This is a genomic window from Clostridium paraputrificum AGR2156 (assembly GCF_000424025.1).
GTDB lineage: Bacteria > Bacillota > Clostridia > Clostridiales > Clostridiaceae > Clostridium > Clostridium paraputrificum.
Genome location: NZ_KE384122.1, coordinates 512756 through 533888, shown reverse-complemented (window position 1 = coordinate 533888; position 21133 = coordinate 512756). Strand labels below are relative to the sequence as shown.

General features: G+C 30.9%; 20 protein-coding genes, 1 pseudogene and 1 riboswitch. Of the genes and pseudogenes, 1 reads left to right on the top strand and 20 read right to left on the bottom strand.

Annotated elements, in window-relative coordinates; translation table 11 throughout:
* Positions 1-33 precede the first annotated feature (33 nt).
* From G594_RS0117340 to G594_RS0117250, 20 genes and pseudogenes are all read right to left on the bottom strand, one after another.
* Entirely contained in the window at positions 34-984 is a 951-nt protein-coding gene (locus G594_RS0117340; protein ID WP_027099706.1) for a TDT family transporter, read from the bottom strand.
* Between the two features lie 12 nt (positions 985-996).
* Positions 997-2229 (bottom strand): NAD(P)/FAD-dependent oxidoreductase, encoded by a 1233-nt coding sequence (locus G594_RS0117335; RefSeq protein WP_027099705.1) that lies wholly within the window; start codon positions 2227-2229, stop codon positions 997-999.
* A 4-nt stretch (positions 2230-2233) separates the two neighbouring features.
* A complete protein-coding gene (locus G594_RS0117330; RefSeq protein WP_027099704.1) occupies positions 2234-2650 on the bottom strand; it encodes a 4Fe-4S dicluster domain-containing protein in 417 nt (138 codons plus the stop codon).
* A 14-nt stretch (positions 2651-2664) separates the two neighbouring features.
* On the bottom strand, positions 2665-4737 hold the full coding sequence (locus G594_RS0117325) for a molybdopterin oxidoreductase family protein (RefSeq protein ID WP_027099703.1): 2073 nt from the start codon (positions 4735-4737) through the stop codon (positions 2665-2667).
* Positions 4738-5168: 431 nt separating this feature from the next.
* Entirely contained in the window at positions 5169-5747 is a 579-nt protein-coding gene (locus G594_RS0117320; protein ID WP_027099702.1) for a TetR/AcrR family transcriptional regulator, read from the bottom strand.
* A 65-nt stretch (positions 5748-5812) separates the two neighbouring features.
* Complete coding sequence (locus G594_RS19345; RefSeq protein ID WP_051196077.1) at positions 5813-6610, bottom strand: Tim44 domain-containing protein; 798 nt, start codon at positions 6608-6610, stop codon at positions 5813-5815.
* A gap of 81 nt (positions 6611-6691) precedes the next feature.
* Positions 6692-7126 carry an MOSC domain-containing protein gene (locus tag G594_RS0117310; RefSeq protein ID WP_027099701.1) on the bottom strand — a complete coding sequence of 145 codons (435 nt, stop codon included), beginning with the start codon at positions 7124-7126 and terminating at the stop codon, positions 6692-6694.
* A gap of 4 nt (positions 7127-7130) precedes the next feature.
* Positions 7131-8093 carry a GTP 3',8-cyclase MoaA gene (gene moaA, locus G594_RS0117305; protein ID WP_027099700.1) on the bottom strand — a complete coding sequence of 321 codons (963 nt, stop codon included), beginning with the start codon at positions 8091-8093 and terminating at the stop codon, positions 7131-7133.
* 18 nt (positions 8094-8111) lie between these two features.
* Complete coding sequence (moaC, locus tag G594_RS0117300) at positions 8112-8585, bottom strand: cyclic pyranopterin monophosphate synthase MoaC (protein WP_027099699.1); 474 nt, start codon at positions 8583-8585, stop codon at positions 8112-8114.
* Between the two features lie 11 nt (positions 8586-8596).
* Positions 8597-9610: a molybdopterin-binding protein gene (locus G594_RS0117295; protein WP_027099698.1), complete on the bottom strand. Its 1014-nt coding sequence runs from the start codon at positions 9608-9610 to the stop codon at positions 8597-8599.
* Between the two features lie 13 nt (positions 9611-9623).
* Positions 9624-10280 carry a molybdate ABC transporter permease subunit gene (gene modB, locus G594_RS0117290; protein WP_027099697.1) on the bottom strand — a complete coding sequence of 219 codons (657 nt, stop codon included), beginning with the start codon at positions 10278-10280 and terminating at the stop codon, positions 9624-9626.
* Between the two features lie 5 nt (positions 10281-10285).
* Entirely contained in the window at positions 10286-11038 is a 753-nt protein-coding gene (modA, locus tag G594_RS19340; RefSeq protein ID WP_051196076.1) for a molybdate ABC transporter substrate-binding protein, read from the bottom strand.
* A 22-nt stretch (positions 11039-11060) separates the two neighbouring features.
* The gene (locus G594_RS0117280) at positions 11061-11552 is read right to left on the bottom strand and encodes a MogA/MoaB family molybdenum cofactor biosynthesis protein (RefSeq protein ID WP_027099696.1); all 492 of its coding nucleotides are present in this window, start codon (positions 11550-11552) and stop codon (positions 11061-11063) included.
* A gap of 13 nt (positions 11553-11565) precedes the next feature.
* Positions 11566-12045 carry a molybdopterin-guanine dinucleotide biosynthesis protein B gene (gene mobB, locus G594_RS20605; protein WP_027099695.1) on the bottom strand — a complete coding sequence of 160 codons (480 nt, stop codon included), beginning with the start codon at positions 12043-12045 and terminating at the stop codon, positions 11566-11568.
* Between the two features lie 117 nt (positions 12046-12162).
* Positions 12163-12633, bottom strand: a pseudogene (locus G594_RS20600) (molybdenum cofactor guanylyltransferase); the annotation flags it as partial.
* A 23-nt stretch (positions 12634-12656) separates the two neighbouring features.
* On the bottom strand, positions 12657-13859 hold the full coding sequence (locus tag G594_RS0117270) for a molybdopterin molybdotransferase MoeA (RefSeq protein ID WP_034867048.1): 1203 nt from the start codon (positions 13857-13859) through the stop codon (positions 12657-12659).
* Between the two features lie 98 nt (positions 13860-13957).
* Positions 13958-14099: riboswitch (molybdenum cofactor riboswitch) on the bottom strand.
* A 187-nt stretch (positions 14100-14286) separates the two neighbouring features.
* On the bottom strand, positions 14287-14778 hold the full coding sequence (locus G594_RS0117265) for an LURP-one-related/scramblase family protein (RefSeq protein ID WP_027099693.1): 492 nt from the start codon (positions 14776-14778) through the stop codon (positions 14287-14289).
* 289 nt (positions 14779-15067) lie between these two features.
* The gene (locus tag G594_RS0117260) at positions 15068-16951 is read right to left on the bottom strand and encodes a PTS fructose transporter subunit IIABC (RefSeq protein WP_027099692.1); all 1884 of its coding nucleotides are present in this window, start codon (positions 16949-16951) and stop codon (positions 15068-15070) included.
* An 18-nt stretch (positions 16952-16969) separates the two neighbouring features.
* Positions 16970-17872: a 1-phosphofructokinase gene (pfkB, locus tag G594_RS0117255; RefSeq protein ID WP_027099691.1), complete on the bottom strand. Its 903-nt coding sequence runs from the start codon at positions 17870-17872 to the stop codon at positions 16970-16972.
* Between the two features lie 2 nt (positions 17873-17874).
* Complete coding sequence (locus tag G594_RS0117250; RefSeq protein ID WP_242829744.1) at positions 17875-18636, bottom strand: DeoR/GlpR family DNA-binding transcription regulator; 762 nt, start codon at positions 18634-18636, stop codon at positions 17875-17877.
* Between the two features lie 235 nt (positions 18637-18871).
* Here G594_RS0117250 and pflB point away from each other — a divergent pair, with 235 nt between their 5' ends.
* Positions 18872-21106: a formate C-acetyltransferase gene (pflB, locus tag G594_RS0117245; RefSeq protein WP_034867045.1), complete on the top strand. Its 2235-nt coding sequence runs from the start codon at positions 18872-18874 to the stop codon at positions 21104-21106.
* Positions 21107-21133 lie beyond the last annotated feature (27 nt).

Here is a 21133-nt window from a genome sequence, read left to right as displayed (position 1 = left end):
GCATCTTGATTTTTTTCAAGATACATTTTATATTTATTTTTCTTTAAATTTTCTAATTACTATTCTTAAAATTCCAAATACAACTATTGAAACAATTGCAGTTGTTAAGTATATTTGTATACCACTTATTTCTTTAACCATATTACTTAAAACATCATATCCTTGACCTTTTAAAAATCCCGACATTTTTATTGAAGCAACAATACCTATTGCCATAGGGAATGTCATTCCAGCAAATCCCGGATGAAAATCAAATGAGAAAAACCTTGGTAGCTTTACAATTATAAATAATAATGTACAGAAAACTAAAGCATATAATGCATATACTACAAACTTATTAGGTTCCTTAATAAAGTTTAAATAACTTACTAAACAAAGACTTGATGGTGCCAACAGTATTGCTTGAGTATGATGTACTGCATCTTTAATATCAGTTGTTGCTAGCCTATATAACATAAAAGGCATTATAATAATTAAAACTGCTATACCATAATAAACAACTATCTTTCCTATTGTTGGTTCATTCATCACACCACCAACTACAGTTGAAACCATTATTCCATTATAAGTAACAAACCAACTTGGAAGAAAAGTATCTATATTTACTCCCTTAATTACGTTTCTATATGTAAATATAACTATATGAATTGCATGTAATATTAACCCAACAAACCACATTGCTTTACCAATTGTAGGGCTAAAGTCAAATACATAACTTCCTAAGATCATAGTAATCATTGTAAATCCTGCATATAAACTTGCTGGAACTGTATTAGAATATTCATTTTTAACTACATTAAAATTAGTTACAATCTTTATTATATAAGCTATTAAAATTATTGCTGATAACATCATTGTTATATGTCTAATCCATGTATATCCCAGTGTTAAATATACATTTGATAGTGTTGCTGCACCAACCATTGTTGGAAGTAATGGTACTGGTATGTTTTTAAACTTATCTACAAAACTATTGTTTTTCATTTGTTTCTCCCCTTAATTATCATATGTAAATTCAAAGTTATCTTTCATATTAAAGAAATCAGAATAATCTATCTTAAATAATGACTTTTTAATCTTTGATACATCTATATTATTCTTAATTAATTGAGTAAGTATTCCTGAATATGATAAATCACCTTGAATAATTGCTCCATATATCTTTCCATCCTTATGGATTATCTTTTTATAGTTCCCCTCATCATCATTTTCCATTACAACTGTATAGCTATCATCTTCAGGTTCATTTATTCCTAATGACATAGTTGGAATTCCTAAAAAGTTCATGGTTGATTTACTTGCAAAAAAGTCAGTCATTTCAGCCTTTACACCTGTCATATTACTTGCTGCAATTATCCCTTCCTTTGCTGCAGTTGGCCAAATTGGATTTCTTCCTGTTACATCTCCTGCACCATAAATATCTTCCACATTTGTTCTCCCAAGTTCATCTATAACCAATCCAAATCTATCTACTTCTACTCCACTTCCCTCTAAAAAGGCTACATTTGAACGAACACCTGCAGCAACTATTAACAAATCACAAGGAATAACCTCTCCACTAGTTAATATTATTTCTATTATTTCTCCATTCTCGTTAACTATTAATTCTTTAATTCCTTTTTCATAATATTGATTTACACCATGTTTTTTAAATCCTTCTTCATAGGCTGATGCTGCTTTTTTATCAAGCTGTATGGATAACATATGACCTTTCATTTCTACTAAAGAAATATTCTTTCCAGTATGTATTAGCCCTGAGATAACATCTATTCCAACAAGACCTGCTCCCATTACAACTATATTATTACATACCTTTGACATTTCCATAATCTTTTCACAATCATCAAAATTACGGAAACCAATAGCATTTTTAGCCTCTCTTAAATGTGGTATTGGCGGGAAGAATGTGTTAGCACCAGTTGCTATAAGTAACTTATCAAATGAAACCTTTCTTCCATCTTCTAATACAACCTCTTTTTCTCTAGCATTTAAAGAAGCTGCTCCAATTCCTTTAATCCACTCTATTTTATTTTCTTCTATGAAATTATCTTCAACAAACTCTAACTTTTTAACATCTCTAATGCCTTCCATATAGTGATGAAGTATACATCTTGAATAAATCTTATCATCCTTAGATATTAAAGTGATTTGAGAATTGCTGTCTAAAGCTCTAAGTTGTCTTACCCCATTAATTCCTGCTGCTGAAGCACCTAATACAACATATTTCATAAGATTATACCTCCCCTAATGTAATAGCACCCATTGGACATTTTTCTACGCACATTGGCTTACTTCCATCTTTTTCACTACAACTTGTACACATATCACATTTCATAATTTCTTTATGCTTTAATCTGTCGCTCTTTAAAACTCCATAAGGACATGCCATAATGCACATATAACAGCTTGCACAGCGCTCTTTATCATATTCTACAAATCCATTTTTCTTATTTTTAGACATTGCACCAGTCATACAAGTATAGACACATTCAGGTTTATCACAATGACGACAGAATATTGGAGCTGCCTTTGTTTCACTATCAATAGTTACTCTATTTCTTGAATCTGGACTTTCATGACTTACAACACAAGCAGTAACACATGTTAAACATCCTATACACTTACTTCTATCTATTATTATTCTCTTCATTTGTCTTATTCCTCCTAAAGTCTAGAAATGTTTACTGGTGTAGTCTTATATGAAGGTTCTTTTGAATATGGATCATAAAGAGATGGAGTTAAATTATTACACTCTATATAATGCATTGGAGCATATAATTCACCATATCCTACATCTTCTGTAGGCTTAGCCATAAATTCAGAAGATTGTCCATTAATAGATGAAACCTTAATCATATCATTTTCTTTAATTCCCAATTCCTTTGCCAGTGCCATATTTATATAAATATAAGCTTTTTCAGAAGATACATCCTCTATAAATCTTACTTCTCTTGTTCTAGTTTGAGTATGCCATTGTCCTACTGTTCCTCTTCCCGTGTTTAGAACATAAGGATATTCCTCTGTAGTTTGTAGTGGATTCTCACGAACATCTTCAAACATAAACTTTGCTTTCTTTGATGGAGTGTAGAATAGGTTATCTTCATATAAACGTCTTTCATCTTCCTTTAATACTTCTCCCTCTTTAAATGGCCATTGAATTCCTTTTGAATCAACTAATCCATCATAATCCACTCCAGTCATATCGCAAGGCATATTTCTAGAACATTCCTTCATTAAGTTAAATACATCTCTTGGCGTTTTCCACTTATCTAGTAAACTTCCCATACCAAGGGCTTTACCTATTCCATATATAACTTCAAAATCTGTTCGTTCATCCTCTCCCTTAGTAAGAGCTGGTCTCATTGCAGAAATTCTTCTTTCTGTATTTATATAGCTTCCTTCCTTCTTTATTCCAGGAACTACTGGAAGATATACATCACATTCCTTTGCACTATCTGTATCATCATAAATATCTTGTACTACAAATAACTCTAACTTATCTACAGCTTCTTGGAAGGTCTTATTGTTAGTCCAAGAATGACGTGGATTTGTACAAATTACCCATAACGCCTTTATTTTTCCTGAATTTATTTCTTCAACTATTACGTTATAAGGCTTAGTTGGTTTTGTTGCTAAAACTTCATCTTCAACACCTAAAACTTCTGCTATTCTCTTACGTCTTACTGGGTTGTCAAAATCTCCACCACCAAATAATCCTGCTGTATTGCTGTATGCACGGGACCCCATAGCATTACATTGTCCAGTTAATGAGTTAGCTCCAGTTCCTGGTCTACCTATATTTCCTGTCATTAGTGCAATATTTATTATAGCTTGTGCAGTTCTTACAGCTTCATATCCTTGGTTAACTCCCATTGTCCACCAAATAGATACTCTTTCACCTTTATTAATCAGTTCTACTAATTCTAAAATTCTTTCAGCTTCTATTCCAGTAGCTTCTACAGCCTTTTCTATAGTATACTTTTTAACAAATCCCTTAAATTCTTCAAATCCTTCAGTGTACTTTTCTATATATTCATGATTTAAGTAGTCTTTTTCTATTAGAATATTAGCTACTGTATATAATAAAATTAAGTCTGACTTACCTTTTATTCCATACCAATAGTCTGCATGCTTTGCAGTTTCTGATTTTCTTGGATCTATTACTATTAACTTCTTATTCTTATTAGATCTTATTCTATCCCATAATATAGGATGAGCTACCACTGGATTTGACCCAATTAATATAACTGTATCAGATAATTCTACATCCTTTAATGTATATGGAGGAGCATCAAATCCAAAGCTTTGTTTATGAGCTACAACTGAAGTTGCCATACAAAGTCTTGTATTACCATCAACATTTGCCTTTAAAAAATTTCTCATTACATGTCCATATATTGCAAACTCTTCAAGGGTTAATTGTCCTGTACTAATACCTGCAACTGATTCTTGCCCATATTTTTCTTGGATTGATAAGAACTTATCAGCTACATATTTATATCCTTCTTCCCATGAAACCCTCTTAAATGTTCCATCATCCTGCTTTATCTTTGGTAAACTAGATGTTTTAACAACTGTTTGTTGTTTATCTAACGAAAGTCCTTTAATACATGAGAATCCATTATTAACTGGATATCCCTTTGTTGGAATAACTTTTACTATCTTTTCATCTTCCACATAAAAATCTAAATTACAGTCTAACGCACAATAGTTACAAGTAGATTGAACCTTTTTCATACTTTCCCTCTTTTCTCTTTTGCTTAGGTAAAATTCATTTTAATTGTTAAAATCTTCTCATTTACGATATTTTTTTAACAATTATATGCACAGAAATACCTTCTTTTTTCATCTATCACTAATATAATTAATTTTTATATATATTACTGTGATATTTATCACAGTTTCACACTTTTTTGTCTATATAGATTTAATTTATATAAAAAAGGTGGAGTGGATATTTATTTTGTTTGTTCCGTCGCTACGCTCCAAGTCACATCAAAACAAATATCCACCCCACGCGTACTAAAGGTAAGGAAATTATAAAATTACTATCCTTGATTTTATATTTTTTTAATATGAAATTATAATAATACCTTTGAGTTATAGCCAATTGAAATTTTATACTTTCCTAGACATTAAAAAAAGAAGCTACCTTTAATAGCTTCCTTTTACTTTAATAGTATTCTACAAATATTTTCTGATGATGGCATTTCAATGTCACCTTCAAATCTTACTAAGTTTACACACATTGCCTGAAAAAACTTCCAAAACATTGCAGATAGGTGCCTTGGATTTCCATCTATAAAAATATTCTCTCTTTGCCCATCTTCAATTATCTTAGCTAATACCATATTAGGTGTTGAAGAATATGAATTAACTCTAGAGTTCTGTCCTTCAACCATTTGAATCATAAGCATGAAAGCAAACTCTTCCTTTAACCCATAGTTCTTATTTATACCGTCCATAGTACCTTCAACTAATATTTTAAATTTAACTTTTGTTGGTACTCTAGCATTTAATACTCCTATAGTACTTTCATTACTAGTTGTTGTTGCCCTCTTTATAAGCTCATCAATAATCAAACTAATATCACTATAATATTTTTTTATTTCTTTTAGAGTATATCCACACTCTTCACTTATATTTTCTAAAGTTACATTTAATAATCCTTTTTTTACAAATAACCTTAATGACTTATCCAATATAAAATCTTCTTTTTTATCAACTTTTCTTATATCATTCAACAAATATCCCACACTTCCCAATTTTTATAAGTTAAATACTTATCCCCATATTTATTAACTTTGTCACATCACAATTTCTTTTGATTGTCTTCCTCTTTTTTGAAGCCATATTGGGAGCCATCTGTTATAGCTTCGAAGAAACTTTCATCTACATCCTCAATTTGTCTAATTTCATCAAGAACCCAGGTATCCCAGCTTCTTACAAACTTCCAGTATTCCTCGAAACTTTCTCTTCTCCTGCTTCCTTTTATATACCTTCCGTTCCTATCATCAATGTAATAATCAACCATAGCTCCTTTTACATAAAACCATATTAAATCTTCACTTTCATCTTCCAAATCAATAACTCCAATTGGAAGTGTACTAATTAACTTTATGCCCTTAAGTACGTTAATCTCATGCCTTACTTTCATCCATTCAATTTTACTTCTGTGAAGTTCATATAAATCTTTACTAATATAATTTTCTGCTATATCTATATCTCTTTTACTCCAGGCTTCTTGAATCTTATAAAAGGATTCTTCTACCCTGTTTTTCAATTCACTATAATTCCAATCTTTATCTATTCTTTCTAACTCTCTTATTAGTTTCTTACTAACTCTATTCTTTTTATAGATTCTTACCTTATATGCAATAATTCCTCCACTTGAAGCTAAAGCAAATATAGAAATTGTTACAATAGAAGAAATTGGACTACTGCTATTTCCATTACCACTACTTGAAGAACTGTGACTTCCACCGCCGCCGCCCCCTCCTGAACTTCCTCCTCCGCCTCCTCCACCAGCTCTAGCTGACGAAACTATTGGAGTTGAAATTAAAAATACAAGCGCAATTATAATTACAAATATTCCTCTTTTTATTCTCACTATAATCCCCCCCATATGAATTATATCATAATAATTAACAAAAAAACTTTGCCATTAGCAAAGTTTTCCTAATATATATTTCTATTCATTTATTAGTTGTATCTCTTCTCCAATTTTCACATGACCACCCTTAAGAACCCTTGCAAATACACCGTTCTTTGGCATTATACAATCTCCTACCATCTTAAATATATTACACTTAACATGACATTGTTTACCCTTTTGAGTTATTTCTAAAAGTGAATCTCCTATAGTAATCTTATCACCAACTTGGATTTTTTCTAAATCTAGCCCTTCAGTAACAAAATTTTCACCAAAATCTCCATACTTAACCTTGCCACCTCTAGCTATAAAATCTTCTATCTTTTCCTTCTCTAATAAAGAAACTTGTCTGTGCCATTTTCCACCGTGAGCATCATTTTCCAAACCAAATTCTTCAATTAAATTAATCTCTTCTATTTGAGTCTTACCTACACCTTTTTTCTCACTTATACATATTGCAACTATATTAGCCATTTTATTATCCTCCTATTTGAAACATGAATCTATCATCTTCTGTTTTTCTATCTTCTATAAATCTATGTCCTTTGGGCTTATTATATATTGTTTCTTTTATTCTTTCTTTAATCTCTTCCCTTGTAGTATCTTCTCTTAAAATATTTTTAAGATCTAGTCCACTCTTAAAATGTAAGCATTGCTTAAGTACACCATCTGGGGTAATTCTTATTCTATTGCAGCTTTCACAAAAATGATTTGATAAAGCAGATATAAATCCAACTCTTCCTTCTGCCCCCTCAATTCTATAATAAAAAGCTGGTCCATTATCCTTATCACTTTTTGCTTCTTTTATATTGAAGTTTTTCTTTAATATTTTCTCTAAATCTTTACCACTTACTCCAGTGTATTTAGTACCTTCCCCTATAGGCATTAATTCTATAAATCTTATATCTAGCTTATGGTGGACACTTAACTTACATAAGTCTAAAAACTCATTATCATTTATTCCTTTAACAATTACCGCATTTATCTTTACCTTAATTCCTTTATTTACAGCTTTTTTTATTGATTCTACTACACTAATTAAGTTGCCACCTCTGGTAATTTTCTTAAATACATCTTCTTTTAAAGAGTCTAAACTTATATTTATTTCATTTAATCCAGCATTAATTAATCCATCAAGGTACTTAGGCAATAGAACTCCATTAGTTGTTAATGCAATTTTTCCTATTTCCTTCTCTTTTGCCTTTGAAACTAACTCTACTATATTCTTTCGAAGAAGAGGCTCTCCACCTGTAAATCTAATTTTTTTCAATCCAATATCTCCAAATATATCAATTAAATACTTTATTTCATCATCTGTTAATCCATTATCATTTTTAAAGCAAACATCTCCCTCAGGCATACAATATACACATCTTAAGTTGCATGCCTCTGTTAGAGAAATTCTTAAATAATCTATCTCTCTATTAAACTTATCTTTCAAGTAAAATTCACCTCTTATTTAAAAATGGAACTCTCCGTTTTTACCACCTGTCTTTGATACAAGATGTATATTTTCAATAACCATTCTCTTATCTACCGCTTTACACATATCATATATAGTTAATGCAGCAACTGAAACTGCTGTAAGTGCTTCCATTTCAACTCCTGTTTTCCCAGTTGTCTTAACACTGCCATATATTATAACTCTGCTGTTTTCTTCATCTAATTCAAAGTCTATATTAGCTCCATTTATCATTAAAGGATGACACATAGGTATTAAATTACTAGTTTGTTTACTTGCCATAATACCAGCAACTCTTGAAACACCAAGAACATCACCTTTTTTTATATTTCCTGTTTTTATAAGATTCATTATTTCTTTACTAACCTTTATGCTTCCTTTAGCTACAGCAACTCTCTTAGTTTCACTCTTTTCTGAAACATCCACCATTACTGCATTTCCTTTTTCATCAAAATGGTTTAAACCTGACATATATTTTCCTCCTACTTACCAAATGAACAATGTGGGAATGTACAAACTTTGCAGTCTAAACATAATCCACCTTGACCGTATAAAGCAATATCTCTTTTTGTTAATTTTTCATCTATTAAAATTCTAGGTAAAACTAAATCAAATACTGTTCTTTTTGAATACATTACACATCCTGGAAGCCCCATTATAGGAGTATCTCCAAGGTAAGCAAGTAAAAACATTGCTCCTGGTAATACTGGAGAACCATAAGTTACTACTTCTCCTCCACAATCCTTTATAGCTGATGGCGTAACATCATCTGGATCAACAGACATGCCTCCACTGCACACCACTATATCAGCACCTTTATCAATCCACATTTTTATTGCTTCTGTAATTTTTTCTTTATCATCAGGCAGTATTACTTGCCCTAGTATCTCTGAACCATAATATTCAAACTTACTCTTAACAACTGGTCCAAAGGCATCCTTAATTCTTCCATAGAACACTTCATTTCCTGTAGTAACTATACCAACTTTTTTCTTTTTAAACTTTTCAACACTTATAAATGGCTTTTCTATTATTTTTTTTGCTTCATTAAGTTTTTCTTCTTCAACCATTAATGGAATAACTCTTGTTCCACCAAGCTTTTCACCTTTTTTAACTGGTGTATTATTATGTATTGTTGCCATCATAATATCATCTATCATGTTAAGCTCTAAAAGAGCATCTTTATCAATTTTTAATACCCCATCATAAGAAGCAAAGAAATCTATTTTACCTTCTTTTATTTCACCAAATTCTAATCCATCTCCACAGGAGATATCCTTAAGAATTATAGCTGCATCATTTTCATGAACTAATCCTTCTGTCTCTTCCCAAACATATATATTATCCTTCCCTAGAGAAAGTAAAACATCTATATCCTCTTCCTTTATTACATGACCTTTTTTAAAAGCTCTTCCTTTAAATTCACCTGGAACAATTTTAGTAATATCATGTAAAAGTACTCTACCTACTGCATCAACAGTTTTTATTTTTTTCATATCAAAAACTCACCTACTTATTTTCTTTTAATAACCTGTTGTATATAAATATTAATGTTGTGCTTATAATTATCACTACCACAGCAAAAAAATTTGCATTTGAGGAATCCCCTCTTTCTACAGCATAATAAATTGCCATAGGTATATTTTGTGTTTTTCCTGGTATATTACCAGCTATCATCATTGTTGCACCAAATTCACCAAAACACCTTGCATAGCTTAAAACCATTCCACTTAAAATTCCTTTAGAAGCTAATGGAAGTGTTACCTTATAAAATGTTTGAAATTTAGTTGCTCCTAAATCAGCTGCTACCTCTTTATAAGTATCATCTATGGATAATAAAGCACCTTTTGCACTTCCATACATTATTGGCAGGGAGGTAATAACTGCTGCTATTACTGCTCCATACCATGTAAATATAAATGTAAAATCAAAATACTCATATAAAAAGGATCCAATAAAGCTTCTCTTTCCTATTATCATCAATAAAATATATCCTATTAATGATGGAGGCATAAATAAAGGAAGCATAATTGCACTTTCAAAAAAATTCTTTAGTTTCCCTTCTCTTCTTAATAGCAAATTAGCTAACAATATTCCTAAAATGCTTACTATTATAGTTGAAACTATTGAAGTTTTTAGTGAAATTATTATTGGTCCTTCATACATAAAGTTTATTTCCTCTCAAAATTATATTTTTCAAATATATCTATATTTTCGTTTATAAAATCTTTAAAGTTTTGTACATCTTTATTCTCTACATTGATATTAGCAAATGTATATATAGTTGGGTCGTGAAGACTTCCATCTATTTTTTCTACTAGCTTTGCATCACCTAAGTTATTTATTTCATTAGCATAAACTATAGCATAATCAACATCTCCACTTTTCACATAGTTTAATACTAGTTTTGCATCTTTACAAAAGACAATATTACTTTGAATCTTATCCCATACACCTCTATTTTTTAGGGCTTCCCTTGAATAATCTCCTATAGGTACTCCTTCTGCACCTAATGCAATTTTTCCAGTTATTGATGGTAAGTCTTTTATTGAATTTATATCTTCCTTACTTCCACCGCTCTTTACAAGCATTAAACCATTAGTTAAGAATTCTTTAACTTCATCCTCTTTAACACTTCCAATAGATATAAGTTCATCTGTTTCATCTTTACTAGCAGATAAAAACAAATCTACCTTTCCTCCCTCTTGTATTTGTTTTCTTAAGCTTCTTGAACTACCGTAATTTGTATTTATCTTTATGTTAGAATTTTCAGCTTCATATTTTTTTATTATCTCATTCATTGGATCTTCTAAAGAAGCTGCCGCACTAATGGTAATTTCCTTAGCCTCCTTATTGTCACTTCCACATCCTACAAATGTAAAAAGTAATCCTAGTGAAAGAAATATACTTAAAACCTTTTTCATTTCTTTTCAATCCTTTAACAAATTATTTTCTAGCACATTCCTTAGCTGTTTCATTTAAAATGTCAATTCCATGTTTTATATCTTCAAGAACAAAATCTAATGCTTCTTTGCATGCCTTTGGACTTCCTGGTAAATTTACTATAAGAGTTTTCTTTCTTATACCAGATACAGCTCTTGAAAGCATTGCCCTCTTAGTTATGTTTAAACTAAACATTCTTATAGCTTCTGAAATACCAGGTGTTTCTCTTTCAACTATTTCTTTAGTAGCCTCTGGAGTTATATCTCTTGGAGAAAACCCTGTTCCCCCTGTACTTAATACTAAATTAACTCCTAATTCATCAGCTAAATATATAAACTCTTCCTTTAAAAGTTCTTTTTCATCTGGTAAAATAACGTATCTTTTAACTTGAAACCCTGATTTTTCAACTATTTCTCTAATTACTGCTCCACTTTTATCCTCTCTTTCACCTTTTGAGCCTTTATCACTGCTTGTTACTATTGCTACTGTATACATAAATACACTTCCTTTATAAGTATCTTTCTTTTTCAACTATGTCTGCTAATTTCTCGTAATTATTTATATCAACCCACTCTATTCCATTAATTAATGGATTGAAATCACTTGCTACAGCTATAAGTTTATCCCTTGGAGTAATTATATCTCTTCCTTTTTCTTCTCTTGCCACTTCAATTTTTCTCAAATTACTCTTTTTATAACCTTCTACAATTATAAAATCAGTTTCACTTATATCATTAATAATACTATCTAGTGCTAATTCTTCTTCCACTTCTTTTATCATGGCAAATCTATTTTTTGAAGAAATACATACCTGTTCCGCTCCAGCTTTTCTATGTCTCCAAGTATCTTTCCCCTCTTTGTCCATATCAAATCCATGAACATCATGTTTAATTGTTGAAACGGAGTATCCTCTTTTTCTTAGTTCCTTTATAAGCCCTTCAATTAAGGTTGTTTTTCCTACATTTGAACAGCTTGCTACTATATTAATTATTGTACTTCCTTTTTTACTATCCTTTAGTATCTCCCTATATTCCTCAGGAGTATTTACATTTGTCATTGCACGCTCATCATTCATTAAAATGTAGGTTACATCTAAGCTTTTTATTAAACTCTTTAGCTTATAATTCTTATTGTCTATGTTCTCTTTTATCTTATCTAAAGCTGACTTTCTATACACTCCACATAAAGGCTGCTCTTTCCCATCTACTACAGGTATAAGTGCATCTCCTTTAAAATCAATATTTATTAGCGAATTGATTACATACTCACTTATAAATGGCATATCTGCAGCAATAATTAATGCTTTATCATTTTTTATAGATTTTAAAGTAGAATATATTCCTCCAATTGGTCCAATATCTTTAATTTCATCCTCTACTAACCTGCATATATCTAAAAACTCTTGGTACAAGGATAAATTATTACAAGAGATAATAATATCATCTATTAAATTTAATCTTTTAATTATCCTTTCTATAAACCTTTCATTATCCAATGATAAAAAGGCCTTTGTATTATAATTCATTCTAGAATTTTTACCACCACTTAAAATCACAGCACTTGTTTTTACTTTCATCTCTTTTTCATCCCTTAGTTTTATTATTTAATAACCCAAACCTTTTCTCCAATTTCTAAAGTTTTGTTTTCTTCAACTTCTAATAAAGCATTACTTTTAATCATTGTGTTTATTTGTCCTGGACTTTGATAAATGTTATTTATATAAACCTTGTTTTCAAGGTCTTCACTAACTCTTACTCTTAAAAATCTTCTCTTAGGAGACTTTTTCTTAAACTCATCTTGAAGAATACCTTCTACTTTCCTTATATCAATATCCTTGCAGTTTAACATCTTTGCAATTACTCTTCTAGCTGTTAGCTCAAAGGTAGTTGCTGCTGCTACTGGAGTACCAGAAAGACCTATATATATAACTCCATTCTTTACTGCACTAAACATAGGAGAACCTGGCTTCATAGAAATCTTCCAGAATAATCTTCTATATCCTATGGACTCTACTGCCCTTAAAACCAAATCTTTTTCTCCAACAGAAACTCCTCCAGTAGAAATAATTATTTGGCATTCCTTTTCTGCCTTTTCTACTACACTTACTATTCCTTCAATAGAATCCTTGGCAATATCAAAAATCCTCGGTTCTGCTCCAAGTTCTAACAATCTTGTATAAAGAAAGGCTTTATTGCTATTAAATATCTTTCCTTCTTTAAGTTCTTCACCTGGTTCTTGTAGTTCATCACCTGTTGTAATTATTCCAACTATAGGCTTCTTATAAACTTTAACCTTACTGATACCCAAAGAGGCAATGGCAGTTATTATTGATGAAGCTAAGAACTTATCTTTATTTATTATCTTAATTCCTCTTTTGAAATCTTCACCTTGATAAATAAAATTGTCATAAGCTTTATGTGATACAAAAATTCTCACTTCATTTTCGTTTAAAGCCTCTGTATCTTCTTGCTTTACTATACAGTCTGCTCCCTTTGGAATTTTAGCTCCTGTCATTATCCTAATAGCTTCACCATCTCCAACCTTCTTACAAGATACCTCTCCTGCAAACACTTTATCTATTACCTTTAAAATTCTTGGATTTTCCTTTGATACTCCCTCTAAACTTTTAGCTATAACAGCATATCCATCAAGAGGCGATTTATTAAAAGGAGGACTATCTATAGGTGATAAAATATCCTCTGCTAAAACCCTTCCAAGACTATTAAAAATATTTACTTCTTCTATATCATTTACCTTTGTTTCTTTTAACAAAAGCCCTTGAGCCTCTTCTAAGGTAATCATACTCTCACTCCTAATTTTTTAATTTCCTAGTATCTAAAAAAAGCTTATTACTTAATGCATTTTTGGGCATAAGTAATAAGCTTTAAATATTTCTATTTAAAATCAAAAACTTATTTCCTTCCCAAAAACGTGGAGATAATACCCTTTCGAATATTACCCTGCGAATTAACAATGTAATTCAGGCATAATCCCTTAGAATTTCTTCCTTAGGAGTGTTATGCTCTGGAAATCTTATATTCTTTATATTCTTATTAATACTCTCTATATAAATATTCCACTTAATAAAATGATTTAGTCACTTTATTAATGTTATTATTTTAACACTATTAGATATTATTTGACAATAGATTAGATGTTTTTATAATATTTTTTAATTATATAAATTTTGTATTTAAAAAAGGATGATTATTAATAATCACCCTTTCTTCTAGTTATCTGAATGAAACCTTACCATATCTACCATAATTAATAACCCAACTAAAAATACAGTATAATCTTCATCTATTACCTTTAAAGTATATCTATCTCTTCCAAATGTCCACTCTTTATTTATTTCACCAATTTTAAATCCATCTTTTTCAACTGTATAATTTCTACCTAAAATTGCAGAATCACAACTCATTACAAATCTACCAAGACTCCCTGATATATTATATCTAGGCACCATAAATTCCTTTTCTATTGTTGCTATTTCCATACCATTTGAATCATATACCTTATATTTATGTGCGCCAATTCTTAGCTGTTGCCTAAAATACATTAATTTACTTGTTTTATCTGGTGTATAGATATTTATATTCTTCCCTATATCAAATTTATCAGCCTCTACTAAAAATGCTTCGTTTCTATTTTCATCATAAACATCGAATTTAGCTCCAAAAGCTAATAGTCTTTCCTTAATAAAGTAGTTTTTTGACATAATAATCTCCCCTTATATAATATTTTTTATCTTTATATGCAGTATATTATACTATATAACAAAAAGCAATATAACTCTTAACTTTTAAGTTTATTTTAAGAATAGATATTTATTCCCTTCGTACTTAAGGTAAGGAAATTATAAAATTACTATCCTTTATTTTATATTTTTTAATATGAAAATGTAATAATACCTTTGATTTATAGCTAATTGAAATTTTATAATTTACTAGACAGTAAAAAAGAAATAGTTATTGCAAAATAAAATTTACAATAACTATTTCTAATGATTATCTATCTAATGGTTTTTTTAATACTCCTAATAGAACCATTCCTACCAAAGCCCCAATTATAAGGGATACAACAAACATAAATGGATTTGTCATAACTGGTACTACAAATAAACCACCATGCGGTGCTAATGTTTGACATCCAAAGAACATTGATAGTCCTCCAGCTACAGCTGACCCTATTACACATGAAGGTATTACTCTTAATGGATCCGCTGCTGCAAAAGGTATTGCACCTTCTGTAATAAAGGAAATTCCCATTATATAATTTGTTATACCTGATTGCCTTTCTCTTGATGTAAATTTATTCTTAAAGAAAGTTGTAGCTAAAGCTATTGCTAATGGTGGAACCATACCACCTATCATAACAGCAGCCATAATGTCGTTATTGCCAGTTGCTAAGGAAGCTGTTCCAAATACATATGCTGCCTTATTAAATGGCCCCCCCATATCTATAGCCATCATACCACCTAAAACTAATCCTAAAAGAACCTTACTTGTAGATCCCATGCTATTTAATAAATTAGTTATACCACCATTAAGAGCAGCCACTGGTGGGTTTACAATAAATATTAGTATAGCTCCAATAAGCAATATTCCAAAGAAAGGATATAATAAAACTGGTTTTAATCCCTCTAAGCTATCTGGTAACTTATCAAATATTTTCTTTAATCCCACAACTAAATAACCAGCTATAAACCCTGCAAGTAATGCACCTAAGAAACCAGAGCCACCATCTTTAGCTATAACTCCCCCAACAAAACCTACTGCTAATGCTGGTCTATCACCAATAGACATTGCAATATATCCAGCAAGTATAGGTAACATAAACCCAAATGCTAAATTTCCTACTGAGTTAAAGAAAGCTGCGAATTCTGTACTTGTTCCAAATTGTGGAGTTCCTGCTGCTCTTGAGTCAACTAAAAATGATAATGCTATAAGAATACCTCCACCTATTACAAATGGTAACATATGAGAAACACCATTCATTAAGTGCTTATAAACTTTATGTCCTATTCCTTCTTTCTCTATATCAGACGCTCCACCTTCAGACTTTTCACCTGAGGCATGATATATAGGCGCCTTCCCACTAACTGCTTCATTTATAAGTTCCTCTGCCTTGTGAATTCCATTTGCCACTTTAGTCTGAATTACTCTTTTCCCATTAAATCTATCCATATAAACATTTTTATCAGCAGCAATTATTATACAATCTGCATTTTTTATCTCTTCATCTGTTAAAACATTTTTAGCTCCACCAGAACCATTTGTTTCAACCTTTATAGAAATCCCCATATCTTTAGCTTTATTTTCTAAGCTTTCTGCTGCCATATAAGTATGTGCTATTCCAGTAGGACATGCTGTTACTGCTAAGACTCTATATCCATTTTTATCTTCCTTTTTATCTTCTACTGGTTCATCAAACTTTTCTGTTTCCTTTTGATCTATAAGCTTTAAAAACTCTTCCTTGCTTTCAGCATTTATAAGTTTTTTCCTAAATTCTTCATCCATTAAAATAGTAGATAGTCTTGCTAACACCTCTAAATGAAGATTATTTTCACCATCTGGAGCTGCAATCATAAAGAAAAGATGAGCTGGTTCACCATCTAAAGAATCATAATCTACTCCATCCCTAACTACCATAGAACTTAATCCCGCATTTTTAACTGCTGTTGTTTTAGCATGAGGAATAGCTATTCCATCCCCTATTCCTGTTGTACTTAATTCTTCTCTTGATAAAACGGCCTTTTTATACTCTTCTTTGTCATTTAACTTCCCTGAATTATTCATTAATTCAACAAGCTTATCAATAGCCTCTTGTTTGTTTGATACTTTTACATCTAACTCTATTGAATTACTACTTAACAAATCAGTAATACGCATTTTTACTCCTCCTAAAAACTAAATTTTATTTAATAATTTTAGTACTTCATCTTTTGTTGCTAATCCTTCTGAAAAGGCTGTAGCACTGCCAGTGGCTACTCCCATTTTAAAGGCTTCATTAAAATTATAATTCTTTAAATATCCTGCAATAAATCCAGCTACCATTGAATCTCCTGCACCAACAGAATTTTTAACTTTTCCCTTTGGCACCCCACTCTTTATAATTTCTCCACTTTCTGATATGAAAATTGCTCCATCTCCAGCCATGGATATAAGTACATTTCTTGCTCCTTTATTCTGTAGCTTTTTAGCATATTCAATTATTTCTTCATCAGTTTTTAACTCTACATTAAATATTTCTCCAAGCTCATGATTATTAGGCTTAATTAAAAATGGTTTATACTTTAGTACATTTACTAATAAGTCTTTTGTTGCATCTACTATAATTTTAATTTCTTTCTTTTGTAGTCTTTCCATAATTTTTTCATATATGTCTTCTGGAAGAGACTTAGGTATACTTCCTGCTAAGACTAATATGTCATCATTATTTAAGTTATCTAGAATGTTATATAAAGAATTTAGTGCATCTTCATTAATATGTGGCCCTCCACCATTAATCTCACTTTCTTCCTTAGACTTAATCTTTACATTTATTCTAGACAATCCATCATTTAACTTAATAAAGTCTGATTTACAGCCAAATTCTGTTACTCTTCTTTCAATTTCATCCCCAGTAAAGCCAGCTATAAAACCTAAAGCAGAACTATCATACCCTAAGTTCTTTAATACTATAGATACATTTATGCCTTTTCCACCTGGATACACATCTTCTTCTTCTGTCCTATTAACTCTCCCCAACTTTAAATCATTAACTTTAACTACATAATCCAGTGAGGGATTAAAAGTCACTGTGTATATCATTTTTATACCTCCAATATTTCTGTATAATCTTTAAATTTATTCTCTCCTATTTCCTTAGTTATTATTTTTGCTCTATTTATTTCTGCAAATGTTATTGGAAATATCTTATTAAACTTACTATTATCAACTAATACGTAAGATACTTTACTTCTATTTATAGCCTCTTCCTTAACAAGCCCCTCTTTAACATCTGGTGTAGTAAATCCTGATTCTATACTTACTCCATTAGATCCAAAGAAGGCTTTGGTAAAATTATACTTTTTTAAACTTTTTATAGCTTCTACCCCTATAATTGCCTCTGTTGATAACTTAAGTTCTCCCCCTAATATATAAACTGTACATCCCTTTTCAATAAGTTTTTTAGCATGCACAATACCATTAGTAACATAAGTTGCTTCCTTTTCTTCAATGCATTCAGCTAAAATTTCAGTAGTAGTTCCCGCATCAATATATACAAAGTCTCCTTTTTCTATTAAGGAAGCAGAAAATTTTGCAATACTTGTCTTATCTTCTCTATTTAAATCATGCTTGGTTTTGACGTCTTTTTCTTCCGTTGTTAAATTTTTATCAATACCTACTGCTCCACCATGAACCTTATTTAACTTACCCAAATTTGATAAGGCATTTAAATCCCTTCTTATTGTTGATTCAGAGGTATTTAACAAGTTTACCAGTTCACTGACTGTAACTGCTTTTTTCTCATTTAAAACCCCTAAAATTTTTTGAAATCTTTCTTCTGTTAACATTTTCAACACTTCCTTCATCTAAATATTACCCCTCAAATAATTCAAAGTCAATCACTTTCATTCAAAACCATCCATGAATATTTATGAAATACTTTTAATATTCTTACCTAATCTCACTCTTTCAAATATTTAGAATATTTAAACTCTAGAATTTTCTATTGTCTTTATATATACTTCTATGATATATTCAACTTGTTAAATAATTTACAATCTAATTATCTAACGTTTACAAAAAGACAATGAGGTGGACTAAATGATTAAAGAACAATGGACAAGCTTCAACGAAGGTCGTTGGACAAAACATATCGATGTTAGAAACTTCATCCAAACTAACTACACTGAATATACAGGTGATGCTAGTTTCCTTGAAGGTGCTACAGAAGAAACAACTAAATTATGGGATGTAGTTTGCGAACTAAGCAAACAAGAAAGAGAAAATGGCGGAATGTTAGATATCGATACAAAGACTATATCTAAAATCAACGCTTACAAACCTGGATATATAAATGAAGCTTTAGAAAAAATAGTTGGTGTACAAACTGATGCACCACTTAAGAGAGCTGTTATGCCAGAAGGTGGTATAAGAATGGCTGAAAATGCAGCTAAAGCTTATGGATATGAAATAGACCCTTTAATAACTGAAATATTTACAAAGTATAGAAAAACTCATAACCAAGGTGTTTTCGATGCTTATACTACAGATATGAGATTAGCTAGAAAAGCTGGTATAGTTACAGGACTTCCAGATGCTTATGGTAGAGGAAGAATCATAGGTGACTATAGAAGAGTTGCTTTATACGGTGTTGATAGACTTATAGAAGATAAAAACGAACAAAAATTAAGCCTTGAAGTAGGAACTATTGATGAAGATATAATTAGATTAAGAGAAGAAATATCTGATCAAATAGTTGCACTTAAAGAATTAAAAGAAATGGCTGCTTCATATGGATATGATATATCTAGACCAGCTGCTAATGCTCAAGAAGCTATCCAATGGTTATACTTTGGTTACCTTGCAGCTATAAAACAACAAAATGGTGCTGCAATGTCACTTGGTAGAACTTCTACTTTCTTAGATATATACATAGAAAGAGATTTAAGAAATGGTGTTATAACAGAAAAAGAAGCTCAAGAATTAATGGATCACTTCGTAATGAAGTTAAGATTAGTTAAATTCTTAAGAACTCCTGAATATAACGATTTATTCTCAGGAGATCCAACTTGGGTAACTGAATCAATTGCTGGTATGGGATTAGACGGAAGATCTTTAGTTACTAAGAACTCATTTAGAATACTTAATACACTTTACACTTTAGGACCTTCACCAGAACCAAACTTAACAGTTCTATGGTCAACAAGACTTCCTAAAGCATTTAAGGACTTCTGTTCAAAGGTTTCTATTGATACAAGCTCTGTTCAATACGAAAACGATGATTTAATGACTACTTACTGGGGAGATGACTATGCTATAGCTTGTTGCGTATCTGCAATGAAAGTTGGTAAGCAAATGCAATTCTTCGGTGCTAGAGTTAACTTAGCTAAGACTCTTCTTTATGCTATAAACGGTGGTAAAGATGAAAAGCTAGGAATGCAAGTTGGACCTAAATTAGCTCCAATAACTTCTGAATACTTAGAATATGATGAAGTAATGGATAGATTTGAACAAATGACAGATTGGTTAGCTAACCTTTATGTTAACACATTAAATGTTATCCACTATATGCACGATAAATACTCTTATGAAAGCTTACAAATGGCTTTACATGATAGAGATGTATTTAGAACAATGGCTTGTGGTATAGCAGGACTTTCAGTATGTGCTGACTCACTTTCTGCTATTAAATACGCTAAGGTTAAGCCTATAAGAGATGAAAATGGAATTGCTGTAGACTTTGAAGTTGAAGGCGACTTCCCTAAATACGGAAACGATGATGATAGAGTTGATGATATAGCTGTATACCTTGTTGAAAACATGATGAACAAAATCAGACAAAACAAGACTTACAGAAATGCATACCACACTCAATCTATCTTAACTATAACTTCAAATGTTGTCTATGGTAAGAAGACAGGAACTACTCCATGTGGTAGAAAGAAGGGAGAACCATTTGCTCCAGGTGCTAACCCAATGCACGGAAGAGATAATTCAGGATCATTAGCATCTTTAAACTCAGTTGCTAAGCTTCCATATGAACATTCTCAAGATGGTATCTCTAACACATTCTCAATCGTGCCAGATGCTTTAGGAAAGACTCCTGAAGATAGAATAAACAACTTAAGTTGCATGATGGATGGATATTTTGGACAAGATGCTCACCATCTAAATGTTAATGTATTTAATAGAGAAACATTACTTGATGCTATGGAACATCCAGAATTATATCCTCAATTAACTATTAGAGTTTCAGGATATGCAGTTAACTTCATCAAGTTAACAAGAGAACAACAACTTGATGTAATAAACAGAACATTCCACGAAAAAATGTAGTTTTATTATAAGAAAGTAAAAGCTAGT